This is a genomic window from Luteimonas salinilitoris, assembly GCF_041300785.1.
GTDB classification, from domain to species: domain Bacteria; phylum Pseudomonadota; class Gammaproteobacteria; order Xanthomonadales; family Xanthomonadaceae; genus Luteimonas; species Luteimonas salinilitoris.
Map to the genome: position 1 here is coordinate 1 of NZ_JBFWIB010000013.1, position 19,267 is coordinate 19,267.

General features: G+C 70.6%; 19 protein-coding genes. 9 read left to right on the forward strand and 10 right to left on the reverse strand.

The window, feature by feature from the left end; translation table 11 throughout:
* Nucleotides 1–178: 178 nt before the first annotated feature.
* Nucleotides 179–1,435, reverse strand: coding sequence for a 6-phosphofructokinase (locus AB5T46_RS16255; protein ID WP_370565099.1), 1,257 nt, complete (start codon nucleotides 1,433–1,435; stop codon nucleotides 179–181).
* Nucleotides 1,436–1,567: 132 nt separating this feature from the next.
* Between AB5T46_RS16255 and AB5T46_RS16260 the strand changes: the two genes are divergently transcribed.
* From AB5T46_RS16260 to AB5T46_RS16275, 4 genes are all read left to right on the forward strand, one after another.
* Nucleotides 1,568–2,149 carry an adenylate kinase gene (locus AB5T46_RS16260; protein ID WP_370565100.1) on the forward strand — a complete coding sequence of 194 codons (582 nt, stop codon included), beginning with the start codon at nucleotides 1,568–1,570 and terminating at the stop codon, nucleotides 2,147–2,149.
* A 3-nt stretch (nucleotides 2,150–2,152) separates the two neighbouring features.
* Entirely contained in the window at nucleotides 2,153–2,668 is a 516-nt protein-coding gene (locus AB5T46_RS16265; protein ID WP_370565101.1) for a hypothetical protein, read from the forward strand.
* Between the two features lie 88 nt (nucleotides 2,669–2,756).
* Entirely contained in the window at nucleotides 2,757–4,124 is a 1,368-nt protein-coding gene (gene mpl / locus AB5T46_RS16270; protein ID WP_370565201.1) for a UDP-N-acetylmuramate:L-alanyl-gamma-D-glutamyl-meso-diaminopimelate ligase, read from the forward strand.
* A gap of 213 nt (nucleotides 4,125–4,337) precedes the next feature.
* Entirely contained in the window at nucleotides 4,338–4,925 is a 588-nt protein-coding gene (locus AB5T46_RS16275; RefSeq protein ID WP_370565102.1) for an LON peptidase substrate-binding domain-containing protein, read from the forward strand.
* On the opposite strand, the gene AB5T46_RS16280 is transcribed toward AB5T46_RS16275, so the two are convergent.
* The gene (locus AB5T46_RS16280) at nucleotides 4,837–6,924 is read right to left on the reverse strand and encodes a bifunctional DedA family/phosphatase PAP2 family protein (RefSeq protein ID WP_370565103.1); all 2,088 of its coding nucleotides are present in this window, start codon (nucleotides 6,922–6,924) and stop codon (nucleotides 4,837–4,839) included. The two genes, AB5T46_RS16275 and AB5T46_RS16280, sit on opposite strands and share 89 nt — an antisense overlap.
* 138 nt (nucleotides 6,925–7,062) lie before the next feature.
* Between AB5T46_RS16280 and AB5T46_RS16285 the strand changes: the two genes are divergently transcribed.
* From AB5T46_RS16285 to AB5T46_RS16295, 3 genes are all read left to right on the forward strand, one after another.
* Nucleotides 7,063–7,725, forward strand: a complete 663-nt coding sequence (locus AB5T46_RS16285) for a phosphotransferase (RefSeq protein ID WP_370565104.1) — start codon at nucleotides 7,063–7,065, stop codon at nucleotides 7,723–7,725.
* A 106-nt stretch (nucleotides 7,726–7,831) separates the two neighbouring features.
* Complete coding sequence (locus tag AB5T46_RS16290) at nucleotides 7,832–8,665, forward strand: SDR family oxidoreductase (protein ID WP_370565105.1); 834 nt, start codon at nucleotides 7,832–7,834, stop codon at nucleotides 8,663–8,665.
* Nucleotides 8,662–9,084 carry a VOC family protein gene (locus tag AB5T46_RS16295; RefSeq protein WP_370565106.1) on the forward strand — a complete coding sequence of 141 codons (423 nt, stop codon included), beginning with the start codon at nucleotides 8,662–8,664 and terminating at the stop codon, nucleotides 9,082–9,084. Before AB5T46_RS16290 ends, AB5T46_RS16295 begins: the two co-directional genes overlap by 4 nt.
* Nucleotides 9,085–9,142: 58 nt before the next feature.
* Here the strand turns inward: AB5T46_RS16295 and AB5T46_RS16300 are convergent, their stop codons facing one another.
* Entirely contained in the window at nucleotides 9,143–10,015 is an 873-nt protein-coding gene (locus AB5T46_RS16300) for an ion transporter (protein ID WP_370565107.1), read from the reverse strand.
* Between the two features lie 66 nt (nucleotides 10,016–10,081).
* On the opposite strand from AB5T46_RS16300, the gene AB5T46_RS16305 reads away from it, so the two are divergent.
* Nucleotides 10,082–11,302 (forward strand): acetylornithine transaminase, encoded by a 1,221-nt coding sequence (locus AB5T46_RS16305; protein WP_370565202.1) that lies wholly within the window; start codon nucleotides 10,082–10,084, stop codon nucleotides 11,300–11,302.
* A 48-nt stretch (nucleotides 11,303–11,350) separates the two neighbouring features.
* Here AB5T46_RS16305 and AB5T46_RS16310 read toward each other — a convergent pair whose 3' ends face one another.
* From AB5T46_RS16310 to thiE, 6 genes are all read right to left on the reverse strand, one after another.
* Nucleotides 11,351–13,564, reverse strand: a complete 2,214-nt coding sequence (locus AB5T46_RS16310; RefSeq protein WP_370565108.1) for a TonB-dependent receptor family protein — start codon at nucleotides 13,562–13,564, stop codon at nucleotides 11,351–11,353.
* 414 nt (nucleotides 13,565–13,978) lie between these two features.
* Nucleotides 13,979–15,109 carry a trans-sulfuration enzyme family protein gene (locus AB5T46_RS16315; RefSeq protein WP_370565109.1) on the reverse strand — a complete coding sequence of 377 codons (1,131 nt, stop codon included), beginning with the start codon at nucleotides 15,107–15,109 and terminating at the stop codon, nucleotides 13,979–13,981.
* Nucleotides 15,110–15,203: 94 nt separating this feature from the next.
* The gene (locus tag AB5T46_RS16320; protein ID WP_370565110.1) at nucleotides 15,204–15,395 is read right to left on the reverse strand and encodes an HAD-IA family hydrolase; all 192 of its coding nucleotides are present in this window, start codon (nucleotides 15,393–15,395) and stop codon (nucleotides 15,204–15,206) included.
* 201 nt (nucleotides 15,396–15,596) lie between these two features.
* Nucleotides 15,597–16,091: an HAD family hydrolase gene (locus AB5T46_RS16325; RefSeq protein ID WP_370565111.1), complete on the reverse strand. Its 495-nt coding sequence runs from the start codon at nucleotides 16,089–16,091 to the stop codon at nucleotides 15,597–15,599.
* Nucleotides 16,088–17,380 (reverse strand): glutamate-1-semialdehyde 2,1-aminomutase, encoded by a 1,293-nt coding sequence (hemL, locus tag AB5T46_RS16330; RefSeq protein WP_370565112.1) that lies wholly within the window; start codon nucleotides 17,378–17,380, stop codon nucleotides 16,088–16,090. The genes AB5T46_RS16325 and hemL overlap by 4 nt, the downstream gene beginning before the upstream one ends.
* Before the next feature lie 66 nt (nucleotides 17,381–17,446).
* Nucleotides 17,447–18,079, reverse strand: coding sequence for a thiamine phosphate synthase (thiE, locus tag AB5T46_RS16335; protein ID WP_370565113.1), 633 nt, complete (start codon nucleotides 18,077–18,079; stop codon nucleotides 17,447–17,449).
* A 72-nt stretch (nucleotides 18,080–18,151) separates the two neighbouring features.
* Here thiE and AB5T46_RS16340 point away from each other — a divergent pair, with 72 nt between their 5' ends.
* Nucleotides 18,152–18,343 carry a rubredoxin gene (locus AB5T46_RS16340; RefSeq protein WP_255516475.1) on the forward strand — a complete coding sequence of 64 codons (192 nt, stop codon included), beginning with the start codon at nucleotides 18,152–18,154 and terminating at the stop codon, nucleotides 18,341–18,343.
* Nucleotides 18,344–18,388: 45 nt separating this feature from the next.
* On the opposite strand, the gene AB5T46_RS16345 is transcribed toward AB5T46_RS16340, so the two are convergent.
* Nucleotides 18,389–19,237, reverse strand: a complete 849-nt coding sequence (locus AB5T46_RS16345; RefSeq protein WP_370565114.1) for a SirB1 family protein — start codon at nucleotides 19,235–19,237, stop codon at nucleotides 18,389–18,391.
* Nucleotides 19,238–19,267: the final 30 nt, after the last annotated feature.

Consider the following 19,267-nt stretch of genomic DNA (forward strand, 5'->3'; position numbering starts at 1 on the left):
GGGTCAAACCCCTCGGTCGCCCCCTTCCCCCCTCCCTCCGCTCCCACAGGCATCCCAGGCGCGGGTGGCCCAGTCTCCGCAATCGGAACATGGTGTGGCGCCGGACCTGGCGTTCGTTTGCTTGTCGCAGGCTTCGGGCGCTGCGCTCAGCGTCGTGCGCCACCCGCGCCGCAAGTCGTCAGCCGTCCCAGCCGGGAAGCTTCTTCTTCACCAGCACCTTCTTCAGCGTGACGTAGGCGGGTACGCCGTCGCGACCATAGGGCGGGTAGGCCTCGCCGCGGATCAGCGGCTCCAGGTAGCGGCGCGCCGAGGCGGTGATGCCGAAGCCGTCCTTGCGCAGGAACCCGACAGGCATCTTCTTCTCGTGGTTGGCCACCTTGGTCAGCGGCGCGCTCTCGATCTTCCAGCGGTAGGGCTGGTCCGAGGTGCGCCGGATCACCGGCATGGTCGCGTTGCGTCCGGCCAGGGCGAACTGCACGGCCGCCTTGCCGACCGCCTGCGCCTGCAGCAGGTCGGTCTGCGAGGCGATGTGGCGCGCCGAGCGCTGCAGGTAGTCGGGCAGGGTCCAGTGCACCTTGAAGCCGAGCGCATCCTTGACCCGGCCGGCCAGGATCGAGGCCACGCCGCCGAGCTGGGTATGGCCGAACGAGTCCTTGCCGCCGCCGGCGTCGGCGACGAAGCGGCCGTCGCCGGTGCGGATGCCCTCGCTGGCCACGACCACGCAGTAGCCGATCCTCTCGACCACCTGCTTCACCCGCGCCAGGAACGCCGCCTCGTCGTAGTCGCGCTCCGGGAACAGGATGATGTGCGGCGCATCGTCCGGTCCCTGGCCGGCCAGCCCTGCGGCCGCGGCCAGCCAGCCGGCGTGGCGCCCCATGGCCTCGTAGACGAAGACCTTGGTCGAGGTGTCGGCCATCGCCGCCACGTCCAGCGCGGCCTCGCGCACCGACACCGCGGTGTACTTGGCCGCCGAACCGAAGCCGGGGCAGCAGTCGGTCACGGCGAGATCGTTGTCGATTGTCTTCGGCACGCCGATGCAGGTCAGCGGGTAGTCGAACTCGGCCGCCAGCTGCGAGACCTTGAGCGCGGTGTCGGCGGAGTCGTTGCCGCCGTTGTAGAGGAACCAGCGCACGTCGTGCGCGCGCAGCACCTCGAGCAGGCGCTCGTACTTGGCCCGGTCCTCGGCCAGCGACTTCAGCTTGTAGCGGCAGGAGCCGAAGGCGCCGCCGGGGGTGTGCGCCAGGCCGCGGATGGTCGACGGGGTCTCCTTGGAGGTGTCGATCAGTTCCTCGCGCAGGGCGCCGAGGATGCCGTTGCGCGCGGCCAGCACCTTGATCTTGCGGGCGCGGGCCTCGGCGATGACGCCGGATGCGGTGGCGTTGATGACGGCGGTGACGCCGCCGGACTGGGCATAGAGCAGGGTTCCGGAGGGCATGGGGGACTCACGTTGACGGACGGATGCCGGGGAAGCGGCGTGGATACGGTAAGCTGGCGCCAGCGAGGGCGCGCCCCGGGCAGTGTAACGCCACCGGCGACGACCCGAATTTCCGTTGGTCTGGAGCGATCGATGCGACTGGTTCTTCTTGGTGCGCCCGGTTCGGGCAAGGGCACGCAGGCGGCGCGGCTGAAGGACGCGCTGAAGGTGCCGCACATCTCTACCGGCGACCTGCTGCGCGCCGAAGTCGCCGCCGGCACGCCGCTCGGTTTGCAGGCGAAGGAAGTGATGGCCCGGGGCGACCTGGTCTCCGACGAAATCCTGCTCGGCATGCTGGAGGAGCGCTTCTCGCGCGACGATACCCGCGGCGGCTTCATCCTCGACGGCTACCCGCGCAACCTGGCCCAGGCCGCCGCGTTGGACGCGCTGCTGCAGCGCCTCGGCCAGCCGTTCGACGCCGCGGTGCAGCTCGAGGTCGACAACGAGGTGCTGATCGAGCGCCTGGCCGGCCGCGCCGAGGCCGAAGGCCGCGCCGACGACCGGCCCGAGTCCGTGCGCAAGCGGCTGCAGGTCTACGACGAGCAGACCGCGCCGGTGATCGACTTCTATCGCGAGCACGGCCAGCTGACGGTGGTCGACGGCGTCGGCTCGCTGGACGAGGTGTTCAAGCGCATCCTCGCGGCGATCGTGCCGGCGGCGATCCCCGCCGGTTGAGTCTTGCCGAATCCGTGGCTGCGATGGCTGTGCCTGCGCGGATCGCTGCAGGCGCTGCCACCCGCGTGGCCGCCGACGCTGGCGCTGTGGGCCCTGGCGCTCGCAATGATCCTGGCGACCGGGGACCCGCGTGGCGGCATGCCTGGCGACGTTTCCGCGCCACTGGCCGCGGCGGCGGCCGAGATCGCGCTGTGCTGGCTGTTGCTGCGCCGCTTCCGGCGGCACGCCCTGCTGCTGCCGGCACTGCAGGCACTGGCGATGGCGGCGGCGGTGCGCGCGGTAGCGTCGCTGCCGCTGCTGTGGCTGGCCATGCAGCCGCCGCCGACCGCGGAGCGCGCGGGCGGCCTGCTGCTGGCGTTCGTCGCCGTGGTGATGCTGGAACTGGTCGCGCTCGCCTGGCTGCTGCGCTACTGGTTCAGGCTGTGGAAGCAGGCGCTGCAGGCGTCCGACGCGACCGTGGCGTTGGTGATCGTGACGATGGCCCTGCTGCTGTCGCTGCCGTACCTGGCTCTGGGATGATGGGCGCCAGCGGCCCTCGACCCGACCCGGACACCAGCAGGAACCGATTGTCTTGAAACTCCACATCCTCGGAATCGCCGGCACCTTCATGGGCGGCGTGGCGGCGCTGGCGCGCGAGCTCGGGCATACGGTCGAGGGCAGCGACCAGGCGGTGTATCCGCCGATGTCCACCCAGCTCGAGTCGCTCGGCATCGCACTGCGGCAGGGCTACCGGCCCGGGCACATCGCCCCTGATTGCGACGCGATCGTCGTCGGCAATGCGCTTTCGCGCGGCAACGCCGCGGTGGAGCACGTACTCGACGCCGGACTGCGCTACACCTCCGGCGCGCAGTGGCTGGCCGAGCAGGTGCTGCCCGGCCGCGACACCGTCGCCGTCGCCGGCACCCACGGCAAGACCACCACCTCCACGATCCTCACCTACCTGCTGCAGGCGGCCGGCCGCGAGCCGGGTTTCCTGATCGGCGGCGTCGCCGAGGACTTCGGCGTGTCCGCGCGCATCGGCGCCGGCAGTGCATTCGTCGTCGAAGCCGACGAGTACGACACCGCGTTCTTCGACAAGCGCAGCAAGTTCGTGCACTACCGGCCGGCGGTGGCGATCCTCAACAATCTCGAATTCGACCACGCCGACATCTTCCCCGACGTGGCAGCGATCCAGCGCCAGTTCCATCATTTCGTGCGCACCGTCCCCGGCCGCGGCCGGTTGATCGTCAACGGCGAGGACGCGCGCCTGGCCGAGGTGCTGGCGATGGGCTGCTGGACGCCGGTCGAACGCTTCGGCCTGGACGGCGATTTCGACTGGAGCGCGCGCCTACTGGAGGCCGACGGCAGCGCTTTCGCGGTGCTGCGGGCGGGGCGCGAACTCGGCACCGTGCGCTGGCCGCTGCTCGGGCGCCACAACGTGATGAATGCGCTCGCGGCGCTGGCCGCCTGCGCGGCGCTGGAGGTGGACGTGGCCGGCGTGATTCCCGCCCTGGCGGCGTTCCGCAGCGTCAAGCGGCGCATGGAGCGGCTCGGCGAGATCGGCGGCGTGACCGTCTACGACGATTTCGCCCACCACCCGACCGCCATCGCCACCACCCTGTCCGGGCTGCGCGCGAAGGTCGGCGCGGCGCGGATCGTGGTGGCGATGGAGCCGCGCAGCAATTCGATGCGGCTGGGCGCGCATGCCGACGCGCTGGCGCCGTCGCTGGCCGACGCCGACGCGGTCGTGTTCCTGCACCGGCCGGAACTCGCCTGGGACGCCGGCAAGGTGGTCGACGCGGTACCTGGCGACGCACGTGCAGTGACGGATGTCGCGAGCCTGATCGCCACGCTGTGCGATCTGCTGCGCGACGGCGACCACGTCGTGTTCATGTCCAACGGCGGCTTCGACGACGCACCACGGCGATTGCTGGCGGCGCTTGGAGCGGGGAATGGAGAATCGGGAATCGGGAATCGGGAAGAGCCGCACGCCTAGCTCGAACCCGGCTGTACGAAGCGCCTATGCCGTCATTCCGGCGAATGCCGGAAGCGCTTTACAACAGCCGAAGGCTGGTCGTCCATTCGCTTTTCGCGCGAGATCAAGGTGGCCCCCAGCTTGTGCCGGGTAACGGCAAGAGCGATACGCTTTTCCGATTCCCGATTCCCACCCCCGGTGTTCATCCAGGCCGATCCGTGGCACAACTAACGCATGGACGATCCAGGACCGACGCTGGCATTGTTCCCGCTGCACACCGTGCTGGTGCCGGGTGCGGCGCTCGGCCTGCGCGTGTTCGAGCCGCGCTATCTCGATCTGCTGCGCGATTGCGGCCGCAGCGGCGCCACGTTCGGCGTCTGCCTGATCCTGGAGGGCGCCGAAGCGGGGGCGCCGGCGATGCCCGCGGCCTACGGCACCGAGGCGCTGATCGAGGACTTCGACCGCGATCCCGATGGCCTGCTGGCGCTGCGGGTGCGTGGCGCACGGCGCTTTCACGTGCGTCGTACGCGGGTTCGCGACAACGGCCTGGTGGTGGCCGGCATCGACTGGCTCGACGACGATCCCGAGGAGCCGCTGCAGCCGCAGCACGCATTGCTGGGCGAGTTGCTGCAGCGGATTCTGGAGCAGGTCGGCACCGATGTTGCCGCGATTCCGAAACCGCGCTTCGACGATGCCGCCTGGGTCGGCTGGCGCCTGGCGGAGCTGTTGCCGCTCAGCGACGCCCAGCGCCAGGGCGTGCTGCAGGAGACCGATCCGCATCTTCGGCTGCAGCAGCTGCTGGAGTTCGTGTCGGAGGAATGACCGGCGCGTCGGCGGCCGCATCGACGCGGACCCGCAGCACCGGCAGGCCGGAATGCGAGTGCAGGCCGACGCGCGCGTCGAGCCCGTCGACATCGGCGCGCAGCTGCAGCCACGCTTCGCGCGCGTCGGCCTGCGGCTGCCACAGGCCGAACACGCCGAACGGCCGCGTGTAGTGCAGCGTCTGTACCGAGCCGACCCACAACGGCAGCCCAGTGGAGAGCACGGCAGGCGCGCGCCACAGCCGCAACACCTGGATCCGACCCGCGGAGACCCGCCGGCGCAGCAGCAGCGTCTCGGCTTCGGTGTCCAGCGTTGCCGGCAGCACCACCTGCCCGGCCGGTGCGGCGTCGTCGTCGAGCAGGCCGAGCGCGGCGGTCCAGTCCGCCTGCGCCTGCGCGTGCCAGCCGCGCGCCTCCAGGTGCGCCTGCAGTGGCGGCAGCGGCCCGGCCACCTGCACGTCCAGCGGCCAGCGCTGCTCGCTGTCGCGTTCGTTGCGCCGCGACGGCAGCTGGCGCCAGCCGTCGCGCCACCATTGCTCCGGTGCCATCGCCAGGCGTGGCAGCGGCGGTACGAAACTCGAGAGCAGCGGATCCGCGGCGCGCGGCGCGTGCCAAAGCGCGGCCGCCGCGAAGCTGCCGTAGAAGATCAAGGCGAGCGGCCGCATCCAGAACGAGCGCGCCACGTGGCGGCGGTAGGCGATGCCCAGCGCCAGCAGCCAGACGATGCCCAGCAGCATGCCGCCGACCACGTCGCTCAGCCAGTGCGCGCCGAGATAGATGCGGGCGAACCCGAGCAGCGCCACCACCGCCCCGGAAACCAGGTACGGCCATACCCGCGAACGGCCCGGCAACTCGCGGGCGATCAGCACCGCGAAGAAGCCCAGGGTGATCGTCGACATCGTTACCGACATCGAGGGGAAGCCGAAACCGCTGTGCGCGATCGGCGGTTGCGGCATGTCGATCACGCTCTCCAGCACGGTGGTCAGCACCAGCCCGAAGGCCAGCGCCGCCAGCCAGTGCGCCGCCGCGATCCAGCGCCGCCGCCACAGCAGCCACAGCATGGCGAGGCCGGCGGCGGGGACCAGCACCGTCGCATCGCCGATCGATGCCAGCCCGGCGAGCAGGCGGTCGGCCAGCGGATTGCGCAGCGTCATCATGAATTCGTAGACGTTGCGGTCGAGCATCAGCGGCTCGCCGCGCATCAGCACCGTGGTCAGCAGCGCGAACCAGGCCCAGCCAATCGCCAGCAGGCAGGCCGCCAGGATCGCCAGCGACGGCGACTCCGGCCGGTTGGGATCGATCAATGCGGCGGCGTAGCGGCCGAGCCGCGGATGGGCGCGGGTCCACTTCAGCGCCCGGACCAGCAGGGCGCTGGCGTGGCCGTCGAACCAGCGCCAAGTGTAGAGCACGCTGGCCCAGGCCAGCGCCAGCACCGCCAGCATCGCGCCGAGCACCAGCGCCAGGCGGTCGGCGACCGCGGCCACCGCGTCGTAGGAGGCGCCGAACAGCCAGCCCGGCGCCAGGAACGCCGCCGACCAGGTCGCCGCCGCGAACAGGCTGACCGGCAGATAGCGCTTGAGCGGCATGCGCAGCATGCCGGCGATCGCCGGCACGAACGGCCGTACCGCGCCGACATAGCGCGCGATCAGGATGCTCTTGGTGCCGTGGCGGCGGAACAGCGTCTCGCCGCGCTCGAGCAGCCGCGGGTAGCGCCGGAACGGCCAGTGCTCGTGCATCTGCGGGCCCCAGCGGCGGCCGACCCAGAAGCTGACGGCATCGCCGGCGAAGGCGCCCGTCGCGGCGCAGGCGATGGCATAGGGACCGTCGATATGCCCCAGCCCGATCAGCGTGCCCACCGCGAACAGCAGCGGCAACGCCGGCACGACGATGCCGAGCACCACCAGCGAATCGAGGAACGCGATCAGGAAGATCAGGCCGCCCGCGGCGACCGGGTGCGCGCTGATCCAGGCGAGGAGACTGTCGAACCAGGCGTCGGTCATCGCGCAATTATGGCAGCCGGCGGCGATGCGGCGCGCCGTCGTTGGACCATCGTTGCAGGCCGCTCAGCTGCGGCGCGCCGTTATGCTGCGGCCGCTGTTTCCTGCCGCAGCCCGTACAGCGGCCTCTACAATGAGCGGATGCCCCGCGACGACGCCATCGAGATCCAGGCCCTCAAGGCCGACAGCTTCGGCCGCATCGCGCTGATGCGCGATGCGCACGGCGTGTTCGTGCGCCGCGACCTGGCGCACGTGCCGCTGTGGCTGCGATTGCCGGCGTGGTGGCTGGCGCGGCGCGAGGCGCGGGCGCTGCTGCGGATCGACGGCATGCCGGCGACGCCGCGGCTGCTGGGCTGGGACGGGCGCCGCCTCGACCGCAGCTACATGGCGGGCGCGGCGATGTACCAGCGGCCGCCGCGCGGCGATCTGCAGTACTTCCGGCGCGCGCGCCGGCTGCTGCAGGGCCTGCACCGCCGCGGACTGGCGCACAACGACCTCGCCAAGGAGGCCAACTGGCTGGTGCAGGAGGACGGCAGCCCCGGAATCATCGATTTCCAGCTCGCCACCGTCGGCGACCCGCGCTCGCGCTGGATGCGCCTGCTGGCGCGGGAGGACCTGCGCCATCTGCTCAAGCACAAGCGCATGTACTGCCGCGAATCGCTCACGCCGGTGGAGCGGCGCGTGCTCAAGCGCCATTCCTGGCTGCGCGACGCCTGGTTCCGCACCGGCAAGCCGGTGTACCGCTTCGTCACCCGCCGTATCCTCAAGTGGGAGGACAACGAGGGGCAGGGGCCGAAGCCTTGAGAGCCGGGATTGGGGATTCGTGATTGGGGATTCGCAAGAGCGGAAACCGGCCTGCGCTAGCATCTGACGAATCACGAATCACGAATCACGAATCACGGGTACCGCCATGTCCACTCTCTCCGGCAAGACCCTCTTCATCACCGGCGCCTCGCGCGGCATCGGCCGTGCGATCGCGCTGCGCGCCGCGCGTGATGGCGCCAACGTCGTCATCATCGCCAAGTCCGCGGTGCCCAATCCCAAGCTGGAGGGCACCATCCACAGCGTCGCCGCCGAGGTCGAGGCCGCCGGCGGCAGGGCCCTGCCGCTGCAGTGCGACATCCGCGAGGAGGAGCAGGTGCGGGCCGCGGTCGCCGCCACCGTCGACACGTTCGGTGGCCTCGATATCCTGGTCAACAACGCCAGCGCGATCTGGCTCAAGGGCGTGCTGGACACGCCGATGAAGCGTTACGACCTGATGCAGGAGGTCAATGCCCGCGGCACCTTCCTGTGTTCGCAGGCCTGCCTGCCGCACCTGCTAAAGGCGTCCAACCCGCACATCCTGTCGCTGTCGCCGCCGCTCAATCTCGATCCGAAATGGTGGGGATCGCACACCGCCTACACCTTCGCCAAGATGGGCATGAGCTTCATGATCCTGGGGCTGGCCGAGGAGTTCGGGCCTCAGGGCGTGGCGATCAACGCGCTGTGGCCGCGCACCGTCATCGCCACGGACGCGATCAGGATGATCCCGGGCGTGGAGGCCGCGCAATGCCGGACACCCGAGATCGTCGCCGATGCCGCGCACGCGATCCTGGTCCGCCGCTCCGACGATTTCTACGGTCATTTCCTGATCGACGACGACGTGCTGTTCGCCGCCGGCGTCGACGAGTTCTCCCGCTATGCGGTCGACCCGACGCAACCGCTGCTGACCGATCTGTTCCTCGAAAAAGGCCCCCACCGATGAAATACCTGCACGCCATGATCCGCGTCCACGACCTCGACGCGACCAGCAAATTCTTTACCGACGGCCTGGGCTTGAAACAGACCCGGCGCATGGACAATGCCGCCGGCAAGTTCACCCTGGTGTATTTCGCCGCGCCGGAGAACCCCGAGGCCGAGGTCGAGCTGACCCACAACTGGGGTTCGGACGAGGACTACGGCAATGCCCGCAACTTCGGCCACCTCGCCTTCGAGGTTGACGACATCTATGCCTTGTGCGAGCACCTGCAGTCGCAGGGCGTGATCATCAACCGCCCGCCGCGCGACGGCCGCATGGCCTTCGTCAGGACTCCGGACGACATCTCCATCGAATTGCTGCAGAAGGGAGAGGCGCTGCCGCCGCGCGAGCCATGGGCATCGATGGCCAACACCGGCAGTTGGTGAGCGCGGGCCCGCCGGTGCCGCGTCCTCCTTCCGATGGCCCGGTCCGCGACTTCCTTCGTCACGCCATCGGCACCGGCAGCCGATGGCCGCAGCGCCGACAGTGGTGCGCATCGCGCGCATGCCCTTCCAGGTCGCATCCCGGGCAGCCGCGGGTGTCGTGGCTGCGTGCTTCCTGATCCATCTCACGCAGGTTGCCGATCAGTTCCGCGGTGTAGATGCCGGTCGGCACCGCGATGATGCTGTAGCCGATCAGTACCAACACCGAAGTGATGAAGCGTCCGGTCGTGGTGAGCGGCACGATGTCGCCGAAGCCCACCGTGGCGACGGTGATGATCGCCCAGTACATGCTGAGCGGAATGTTGTCGAAGCCGTTGTCGGGGCCCTCGATCGCGTACATCAGCGCACCGGCGATCACCACGATCGTGACCACCGCGAAGATGAACACGAAGATCTTGCGCCGGCTGCGCCACAGCGCCTGCACCAGCACGCCGCTCTCCTCGACGTAGCGGGTCAGCTTGAGGATCCGGAACAGGCGCAGGATGCGCAGGACCCGCACCACCAGCAGGCTCTGGCTGCCGGGGATCAGCAGCGAGAGATAGGTCGGCAGGATCGACAGCAGGTCGATCACGCCCCAGATGCTCAGCGCGTAGCGCAGCGGGCGTCGCACCACCAGTAGCCGCAGTGCGTACTCGACGGTGAACAACAGCGTGAACATCCATTCCAGGCCATACAGCAGGCGTGCGTAGCGCAGGTGGATGGATGCGACGCTGTCGAGCATTACCGCCAGCACGCTGGCCAGGATCGCGACCACCAGCAGCAGGTCGAAATTCCGCGACACCGGCGTGTCGTGCCGGTAGATGATGTCGAACCACGTCCGGCGCCAGCCGGTCTCGCTGGCAGGGTTGAGCTGTGGAGCGGTGAACGGGCGCATCGGCCGATTGTGCCCGACTTGCCGCGATCGGCGAGAATGCGCTTCCGCCACGGCCGCGCCACCACCATGACCGACGCCACCGACGAGATCCTGTCGCTCGCAGATCACTACCTGCCCGTCTATCGGCCGCGCCGGCTGGTGCTCGAGCGCGGCCAGGGTGCGCGCCTGTGGGACAGCGAAGGCCGCGAGTACGTCGATTTCGCCGCCGGCATCGCCGTGTGCGGGCTCGGCCACAACGATCCCGACCTGGTCGCGGCGCTGACCGACCAAGCTTGCCGGCTCTGGCACACCAGCAACGTGTTCTATAGCGAGCCGCCGCTGCGTCTGGCGGAGGAACTGTTGCGCGCCTCGCGTTTCGCCGTGCGCGTATTCCTGTGCAATTCCGGCGCCGAGGCCAACGAGGCGGCGATCAAGCTGGTGCGAAAATGGGCGACGGCACAGGGGCGCGGGCCGGAGCGGCGGGTGATCGTGAGCTTCCGTGGCAGTTTCCACGGCCGTACGCTGGCGGCGGTCACCGCCACCGCGCAACCGAAGTATCACGCCGGCTACGAGCCGCTGCCGGGCGGGTTTCGCTACGTCGATTTCAACGACGTGGCGCAGCTGGAAACGGCGATGGCGTCCGGCGACGTCGCCGCGGTGCTGGTCGAGCCGGTGCAGGGCGAGGGCGGGGTGATGCCGGCCGCGCCCGGGTTCCTGCAGACGGTGCGCGCGCTGTGCGACCGTCACGATGCGCTGCTGGTGCTGGACGAGATCCAGTGCGGCATGGGCCGCACCGGCCCCCTGTTCGCGCACTGGCAGGATGCCGTGGTGCCCGACATCGTCACCCTGGCCAAGGCGCTGGGCGGTGGCTTTCCGATCGGTGCGCTGCTGGCCGGCCCGAAGGTCGCCGAGGCGATGCAGTTCGGCGACCACGGCACCACCTTCGGCGGCAACCCGCTGGCGGCCGCGGTGGCACGGGTGGCGCTGCGCAAGCTGGCCTCCGCGGAGATCGAAGCCAACGTCGCAAGTCAGTCGGCCGCACTGCGCGCCGGGCTGGCCGCGCTCGACGAGGAGTTGCAGCTGTTCTCGGAGGTCCGCGGCCGCGGGCTGATGCTCGGCGCCGCGCTCGCGCCGGCGTATGCCGGCCGTGCCGGCGCGATCCTCGACCACGCCGCGGCGCACGGCCTGCTGCTGCTGCAGGCCGGGCCGGACGTGCTGCGTTTCGTGCCGCCGCTGAACATCGACGATGCGGAAGTCGCCGATGGCCTGGCGCGACTCGGTGCCGCGCTGCGCGCCTTCGTGCGCTGAGCTTCGGGACAGGCCATGCGTGGCCCGTCCCGGTCCCGGCGGGCGCGACTAGAACCGGTAGCGCATCCCGACGAACGCGGTGCGCGGCCGGCCCGGGCGGGCGCCGTTGGGCCGGCGTGCGGCGAGATAGGTCTCGTCGAGCAGGTTCTCCACCTTGCCCAGCAGCTCCAGGCGGCCGGCGATGCGCCAGCTGGCGGCGAGATCGACGATCACCGCGCTGCCGACGCGCTCGCCGGCGGGAATCGCGCCCTGGCCGGCGACCTCGCGCATCTCGCCGACGTAGCTCGCGCTGAGGTCGGTGGACCAGCGCTCGCCCTCGGCGCCCGCGCTCAGCCACAGCAGCTGTTCGGGCAGGTAGGGCAGTGCGTCGCCCCGGGTCACGTCGCCCCATTCCTCGAAATCGCTGCCGAAGCTGTTGCGAAACTCGGCATCGGTCCAGGTGTAGCTGGCGCGCAGTGGATAGCGCACCGCGCCGTCGCGGTTGGCGGTCCACGACAGGCGCGCCTCCAGCCCGCCGACGCGCGCCTCGCCGCCGTCGAACTGCTGGCCGATGCTGCAGCCGCCGCCGGTGGACTCGGTGCAGGTGCCGACCAGGTTGGAATAGTCGTTGTAGAAGGCCACCGCCTCGCCCGACAGGGCGCCGCGGTCCACGCGTACGCCCAGTTCGTGGTTGCGGCTGCGCTCGGGGGCGGCGTCGGATCCGGGGCCGGGCGGATTGAAGCCGCGGCTGACGCTGCCGAACAGCGTCCAGCCGTCGGCCAGGGCCCAGCTGGCGCCGAAGCCGGGGATCCATTGATCGACCTCGGTGCGGGTCACGCCCGTAGGCGCCTGCTGGCGGCCGTCCGGGGTGCGTGCGTAGTCCACGCGCTCTAGGCGGATGTCCTCGTAACGCAGCCCCGGGGCCAGGGTCAGACGGCCGATGGTGATCTCGTCGGCGAGGTAGTAGGACCAGGCCTCGGCGCTGCCGACGCGATTGTCCTGGCTGCCGGGCAGGCCGGGCGTGGTCAGCACCAGCCGGCCGTCCTGCATCCGGTAGCGGTCGTCCTGCTGGAAGCGGTCCTCCTCGTCCTCGTGATAGCGCGCGCTGAGCTGCAGCTGGTGCGAAACGCGGTCGCCGTCGATGCGCAAGCCCAGCGCGGTCTGCGCGCCGCGGGCGTCATAGCTGCGGTTGTTGTTGCGGATGCGCAGCGCATCGTCCGGAGAGTCGCCGCCGGTCAGCCAGCCGTACTGTTCGGCGAAGGCGGCCGGATCGTCGAGCACCGTGCCGAGGCCGGCGCCGGTGACGTCCTGCAGCTTGTACCAGGCGCGGGTGGTGTCGTGGCGGTAGAGCACCGTGCTGAGGTCGATGCGGTCGTCGAAGGCGATGGTGTGGCGCAGTTGGACGTCGGTGTGCTCGACGTCGAGATGATCGAGCTGGCTGGCGGCATAGCGGCGGTCCGGCGTGGCGCGGAAATCGGCGTCGCTCAGCCCCAGGTAGGTCTCGTCGGCGTCCTGGTCGTTGCGGCCGAGGCGCAGCTCGACGCGCTGCATCGGGCCCTCGCCGGTGTCGTGGGTGTAGGCGAGCTTGACCAGGGCGTCCTGCAGGTCGTAGCCGGTGCCGCCGCCGCCGTCGAGCTGCTTGAAGCCGTCGCTGCGCTGCTGCACGGTTTCGATCAGGAAGCCGAAGCCGTTGTCCTGCTGCCCGCCCAGCCATGCATGGCCGAGGACGGTGTCGTCCTGGCCGAGCAGCAGGCTGGCGTAACCGCCCAGATTGGCGTCCGGGATCGGCGTGGAGATCAGGTTGATCGCGCCGCCGGTGGTGCGCGGGCCGCTGCGCACCGCGGCCGCGCCCTTGAGGATCTCCACCGCACTCATGCGTGCCGCGGGCGGGAAGTAGTAGGCGGCGGGCGCGGCATAGGCGGCGGGCGCGATCAGCACGCCGTCCTCCATCACCGTGATGCGGCTGTTGCGGTCGATGCCGGAGCCGCGGATGCCGATGTTGGGGCGCAGGCCGTAGCCGTCCTCCTCGACCACGTAGACACCCGGTGCCTGCCGCAGCACGCGCTGGATGTCGGTGTACTCGAAGTCCGCCAGCGCCTCGCTGCCGATGTACTGCGCGGCGCCGCTGACCTCGCGCGCGCGGGCAGCGCTGCCGATCACCTGGATGCGGTCCAGCGTGGCGGGGTCGGGCGCTATGGCGACCTCGGCGTGCGCCGGGGCGGCATGCAGGGCGGACAGGATCGCCATGCACAGGAACGAGCCCGGCAGGTGTCGGGAAAGCATCGGGGGATTCGGCATCTTTCTAGAGGTCCGGAGGAGGGGCGCGGGCAGCGAACGCCAGAAATGAGATTCTAAATGAGAATCATAATTGGTTGATAGCAGTTGGCGTTGGTCGCCCTCTGCGTCTGCGCGCATCGACCCGGCGCAGCGCGCCGGGCGTTCGCATGGGCCGCGCGGCACTTCCGCGCAAGCGGCCCGTACTCACCCATGGCCTGCTGTCCGCATGCCTCGGCCCGGACGCCGCATCGGTGATTCGCATTGTCGGGCTCGGAAGCCCTTCGACCGAGACCGCTCCCGCGCAGCACTCGAAGGCGCTCTTTGAACTCTGCGGGGGTCGGATCGCCAAGAGGAGAGACGGAGCAAGCGCCCGGCATGGCTCCCGCCCCCCGAAGGCGCTCATGTTTCGCGTCGGCCGGGTCAGGTCCCGGTGAGCCCCTGGCGCAGATCGTCGATCAGGTCCTCGATGTGCTCCAGTCCGACCGACAGCCGCAGCAGCCCAGGCGGCGAGACCGGGCGCTCGCCCTCGACCGATGCCCGGTGTTCGATCAGCGACTCGCAGCCGCCGAGCGAGGTGGCATTGGTGAACAGCCGCACCGCGCCGGCCAGGCCCAGCGCGGTATCGCGCCCGCCGCGCAGCTCGATGCTGAGCATGCCGCCGAAATCCCGCATCTGCCGCGCCGCGACCGCGTGACCGGGATGGGTGTCCAGGCCCGGGTAATGCACCCGCTCCACCTGCGGCTGCGCGGACAGGAATTCCGCCACCCGCCGGGCGTTGGCGCAGTGCATCGTCATCCGCGCCGGCAGCGAGCGGCAGCCGCGCAGCGTCAGCCAGGCGCTGAACGGCGCCAGCGTGGCGCCGGTGATGTGCAGGCGATGGGCTACGCGCTCGAACAGGGTGTCGGTGCCGGCGCGTGCGAATGCCAGTGCGCCGCCGAGCACGTCGCTGTGGCCGCCGAAGTATTTGGTGGTCGAGTGCATGACGACGTCGGCACCGAGCGCCAGCGGCTGCTGCAGCACCGGCGAGGCGAAGGTGTTGTCGCAGACGAGCAGCGCATCGTGCTCGCGGGCGATCGCAGCCAGCGCGGCGATGTCGCTCACCGCCAGCAGCGGATTCGACGGCGTCTCGGCCCAGATCAGTGCGATGCCGCCGTTGCAGGCGTTGCGTACCGCCGTCAGGTCGGTCATGTCGACGGTGACCACCTCGATCCCGCGCCCTGGCAGGAACTCCGCCGCCAGGATCCGCAGGCCGGTGTAGCAGTCGTCCGGCACCAGGATCCGCGCGCCGGCGGGCAGCGACTCCAGCAGGGCGGCGATGGCGGCCATGCCGGAGGCGAAGGTCAGCGCCGTTTCGGCGCCCTCCAGTGCGGCGATCGCGGCGCGCAGGCGATCGTTGGTCGGGTCGCCCTCGCGCTGGTACTCGTAGCCGGCGACGCGCTCGGCCGCGGGCCCGTGGCGGAAGGTGGTGGCGAGATGGATCGGCGGCGTCAGCGCGCCGGTGGCGGCATCGGCTTCGCCGCCGGCGTGGATGGCTAGGGTTTCCAGGCGCATGGGACAGGTCCGGTCGGGCGGCCGCGGGTTGCGGCCGGTACCCTGGAAACGTAGCCGATCCGGAAGACGATTGCGTGCGTCCGCCGTGCGGACGCTACAGGGCGAAACCGTGACTGCGCAGCGCGTCCGCGAGCGCTTCGCGGTCGGGCACGCATTCGGCGAGCAGGCCTTCGGCGCGCGCGCCGGCCACGTTCGCCGGCTTGTCGTCGAGGAACAGCGTGTCGCGCGCGGCGGCGCCAAAATGCGCCAGCGCCCGCCGGAAGATCCCGGCATCGGGCTTGCGCACGCACAATGCGCCCGAGCACAGCACGCGGCCCAGGGCCTGTTAGCGCTTATGGCGCATGCCGCGTTGCTTCCCAATGGCCGTCAGATGGTGTTGCGCCGCGCAGCGCCTTGCTGCCTGCAAGGTCAAGCGGCGCGGCGCCGGCTGGCGGCCACTGGGAAGCAACCCGAAGGGCCGGGCCTGCGGACGCGCAGGGCGGCGTCATCACTCGGTTGCGTATCGACATACGCGCCCTCGTTCTTCCTTGCCCCGCACGCCCGCAGGCCCGGCGCGGCATGCGCCATAAGCGCTAACAGGCCCTAGTCCCGGGAACAGCGGCGGCAGCAGCACGCGCGCCACCTCCGCCAGCAGCACGCCGTTGTTGGTCAGCACGCCGATCCGCGCCTGGGTCGCGACCGCCCGCACCCAGGCGAGCACCGCCGGGTCGACCCGGCTGCCGGCGACCCGCGCCGCGATCCACATGGCCTCGTCGACCGGCGCGCCGAGGCCGTCGCCGAGCCGGCCGAGATAAGTCGCGGTGTCGATGCCGCCGCCGTCGTAGTCGCTCTCGAGGCCGGAGTCGAACAGCACCTCGGCGACCAGGCGTTCGCCGACGCCGCAGCTGCGCGCCAGGTGCGCGATCCGCTCCTCGTGCGCATAGCGGGCCAGGACGTCGTCGAAGTCGAACAGCACCAGCGCCGGCAGCGGGGTGGCGCTCATCCGGCGACGACGGCGAAGGCCTCGCGCGCGGCCGCGATGGTTGCCGCGATCGCCGTCTCGTCGTGCGCCGAGGAAATGAAGCCGGCCTCGAACGCGGACGGCGCCAGGAACACGCCGCGTTCGAGCATGGCGTGGAAGAAGCGCTTGAACGCGGCGCCGTCGCAGGCCACCGCCTGTGCATAGGTGTCGACGCTGGACGCCTCGGTGAAGAACAGCCCGAACATCGCGCCGACGCGATTGGTCGTGAACGGCACGCCGGCGGCGTGCGCGGCAGATTCCAGTCCGTCGCAGAGCACGTACGTTGCCGCTTCCAGCCGCGCATGGAAACCGGGGGCCTGCACCAGTTCCAGCATCGCCAGCCCCGCCGCCATCGCCACCGGGTTGCCGCTGAGCGTGCCGGCCTGGTAGATCGGGCCGGCCGGCGAGATCTGCTCCATCAGTTCACGGCGGCCGCCGTAGGCGCCGACCGGCATGCCGCCGCCGATGATCTTGCCGAAGGTGGTCAGGTCCGGTGCGACTCCATAACGTGCCTGGGCGCCGCCCAGCGCCACCCGGAACCCGGTCATCACCTCGTCGAAGATCAGCAGCGCGCCGTGCTGGCTGCACAGTTCGCGCAGATGTTGCAGGTAACCATCGCGCGGCGGCAGGCAGTTGGCGTTGCCGACCACCGGCTCGATGATCAGCCCGGCGATGTCGTCGCCGGCCTCGTCGAACAGGGCCGTCGCGGCCTCGAAGTCGTTGTACGGCAGGGTGAGGGTGAGATCCGCCAGCGCCTTCGGCACGCCGGGCGAATCCGGCACGCCGAAGGTCAGCGCGCCGCTGCCGGCCTTGACCAGGAACGAATCGCCGTGGCCGTGGTAGCAGCCTTCGAACTTGACGATGCGCGTGCGGCCGGTGGCGCCGCGCGCCAGGCGGATCGCCGACAGCGTCGCCTCGGTGCCGGAATTGACCATGCGCACCATCTCGCAGGACGGCACCAGCCGGACGATGGTTTCGGCCATCGTCACCTCGGCCGCGCAGGGCGCGCCGAACGACAAGCCGTCGCCGATCGCGCGCTCGACCGCCGCGCGCACCTGCGGATGGTTATGCCCGGCGATCATCGGCCCCCACGAGCCGACGTAGTCGATGTAGCGGTTGCCGTCGACGTCGAACAGGCAGGCGCCGTCCGCGCGCTCGACGAAGAACGGCTCGCCGCCGATCGACCTGAACGCGCGCACCGGCGAATTGACGCCACCGGGCAGCAGCGTGCGGGCGCGGGAGAAAAGGGCGTGCGAGCGATCGTGATTCATGCGTTGTCCGGAGTGGCAGAAAGGGGAGGGGCGGCCGCGGCCGGAAAGCGGGACCGGCTGGAACGTTCAGCGCGGCGCGAAACAGCGCTGCAGGGCCCGCGCCGCCGCCGCCGGGTCGGACGCGTCGAATACCGCGCCGATCACCGCCAGCAGGTCGGCGCCGGCCGCGACCAGGGCGCCGGCATTGTCCGGGGTGATGCCGCCGATCGCCACCCGCGGCAGGCCCAGCGCCGCGGCGTCGCGCAGTAGCGCCGGGGTCGCGCGCCGCGTCACGGACTTGCTGCGGGTCGGAAAGAATGCGCCGAAGGCGACATAGCTGGCCCCGGCGGCCGCGGCGCGCCCGGCCCGTGCCGCGTCGTCATAGCAGGACACGCCGACGATGGCCTCGGCGCCGAGCAGCGCGCGAGCGGCCGCCGGATCGCTGTCGTCCTCGCCCAGGTGCACGCCGGCAGCGCCGACGGCGGCGGCCAGGCCGGCATCGTCGTTGACGATCAGCGGAACACCCGCGTCGGCGCACAGCTCGCGCAGCGCCGCGGCCTGCACGCGCCGCAGCGCCGCGTCGGCGGTCTTGTTGCGGTACTGCAGCCAGGTCGCGCTGCCCAGCACCGGGCGCACGCGCTGCAGCAGGCGCGCCGTGTCCGGCTCGTCCGGGGTGATCAGGTACAGCCCGCGTGGTGCCGGGACGGGGCGTTCGTTCATGCGGTCGGTTCCGAAATGCGGCGCCCGGTGGGACAATGAGGGGTCAATTCCGCGCCACAGCTTCATTATCCGATGAACGAGACCGCCACGCAGACCACCTACCGCACCTGGATGTGTGTCGTCTGCGGCTTCATCTACGACGAGGCCGCCGGACTGCCCGAGGAGGGCATCGCGCCGGGGACGCGCTGGGAGGACGTGCCCGAGGACTGGACCTGTCCCGACTGCGGCGTCACCAAGGACGATTTCGAGATGATGCCGCTGTAGGGCGGAGTCGCTCCGCTGCGCCGCGTTCGGCGGCGGCGCCCCGGTTCAGTTCAGCCGCGCGGGGTCGCCGCTGGCCTCGATCAGCGATTCGCGCACGGTCCGCGCGTCCGGCGCGTCCGGCGCGAGCAGCAGGTAGCGCCCGAGATCCCGCCGCGCGCCGTGCCGATGCTCCAGCTGCAGGTAACCCAGGCCGCGGTCGCGCAGGGCCTCGGGATCGTCCGGCAGCAGCTTGAGCACGCGGTCGGCACAGCGCACCGCGCGCGGCCAGTCGCCGCATTCGGCGTAGACGCCATGCAGGTTGCGCAGCATGCGGCCGAGGATCGCGCGATGCGAGGCCGGGTGCAGGATCTGCTGCAGCACCTGGTCGTCGAGGGCATTGCCGCCCACGTGCGGCCGTGCGCGCTCGCGCAGTTCATCGACGTCCAACGGCCGCCCGCGGTTGAACGGATCCATCACCAGCAGCCCGTCGTCCACCGGCAGCCGCACCAGGAAATGCCCGGGGAACGACACGCCGTCCAGCGGCATGCCCAGGCGCCGGGCGACTTCCATCTGCACCAGCGCGAGCGAGATCGGGATTCCGAGGCGGCGCTCGAAGACCTGGTTCAGGTAGCTGTTGCGCGGATCGTAGTATTCGTCGTGATTGCCGGTGTAGCCCAGTTCGTCGAACAGGTACTCGTTGATCGCGAGCATCTTCAGCGGCCACAGCGCGATCGCCTCGATCTTCGGTTGCAGATGCGCGACATGCTGCTGCAGCAGCACGTCGTAGAGCCCTGGATCCAGTTCCGGATACTCGTCGCGGGCGATCAGCAGCGCGGTGCCGAGCAGCGGAATCGATGCGTCATCGAGCGCGGCCAGTCGGTCCCAGTCCGGCAGCGGTGAAGGGTTCCGTTCCATATCTCCAGCCTGCGCTGAGGGTGGGCGATC

Excerpts from the sequence above, each read along its gene's own strand:
- AB5T46_RS16255 (WP_370565099.1), bottom strand. The coding sequence starts at position 1,435 with ATGCCCTCCGGAACCCTGCTCTATGCCCAGTCCGGCGGCGTCACCGCC.
- AB5T46_RS16260 (WP_370565100.1), top strand. The coding sequence starts at position 1,568 with ATGCGACTGGTTCTTCTTGGTGCGCCCGGTTCGGGCAAGGGCACGCAG.
- mpl (WP_370565201.1), top strand. The coding sequence starts at position 2,757 with ATGGGCGGCGTGGCGGCGCTGGCGCGCGAGCTCGGGCATACGGTCGAG.
- AB5T46_RS16275 (WP_370565102.1), top strand. The coding sequence starts at position 4,338 with ATGGACGATCCAGGACCGACGCTGGCATTGTTCCCGCTGCACACCGTG.
- AB5T46_RS16280 (WP_370565103.1), bottom strand. The coding sequence starts at position 6,924 with ATGACCGACGCCTGGTTCGACAGTCTCCTCGCCTGGATCAGCGCGCAC.
- AB5T46_RS16285 (WP_370565104.1), top strand. The coding sequence starts at position 7,063 with ATGCCCCGCGACGACGCCATCGAGATCCAGGCCCTCAAGGCCGACAGC.
- AB5T46_RS16290 (WP_370565105.1), top strand. The coding sequence starts at position 7,832 with ATGTCCACTCTCTCCGGCAAGACCCTCTTCATCACCGGCGCCTCGCGC.
- AB5T46_RS16295 (WP_370565106.1), top strand. The coding sequence starts at position 8,662 with ATGAAATACCTGCACGCCATGATCCGCGTCCACGACCTCGACGCGACC.
- AB5T46_RS16300 (WP_370565107.1), bottom strand. The coding sequence starts at position 10,015 with ATGCGCCCGTTCACCGCTCCACAGCTCAACCCTGCCAGCGAGACCGGC.
- AB5T46_RS16305 (WP_370565202.1), top strand. The coding sequence starts at position 10,082 with ATGACCGACGCCACCGACGAGATCCTGTCGCTCGCAGATCACTACCTG.
- AB5T46_RS16310 (WP_370565108.1), bottom strand. The coding sequence starts at position 13,564 with ATGCTTTCCCGACACCTGCCGGGCTCGTTCCTGTGCATGGCGATCCTG.
- AB5T46_RS16315 (WP_370565109.1), bottom strand. The coding sequence starts at position 15,109 with ATGCGCCTGGAAACCCTAGCCATCCACGCCGGCGGCGAAGCCGATGCC.
- AB5T46_RS16325 (WP_370565111.1), bottom strand. The coding sequence starts at position 16,091 with ATGAGCGCCACCCCGCTGCCGGCGCTGGTGCTGTTCGACTTCGACGAC.
- hemL (WP_370565112.1), bottom strand. The coding sequence starts at position 17,380 with ATGAATCACGATCGCTCGCACGCCCTTTTCTCCCGCGCCCGCACGCTG.
- thiE (WP_370565113.1), bottom strand. The coding sequence starts at position 18,079 with ATGAACGAACGCCCCGTCCCGGCACCACGCGGGCTGTACCTGATCACC.
- AB5T46_RS16340 (WP_255516475.1), top strand. The coding sequence starts at position 18,152 with ATGAACGAGACCGCCACGCAGACCACCTACCGCACCTGGATGTGTGTC.
- AB5T46_RS16345 (WP_370565114.1), bottom strand. The coding sequence starts at position 19,237 with ATGGAACGGAACCCTTCACCGCTGCCGGACTGGGACCGACTGGCCGCG.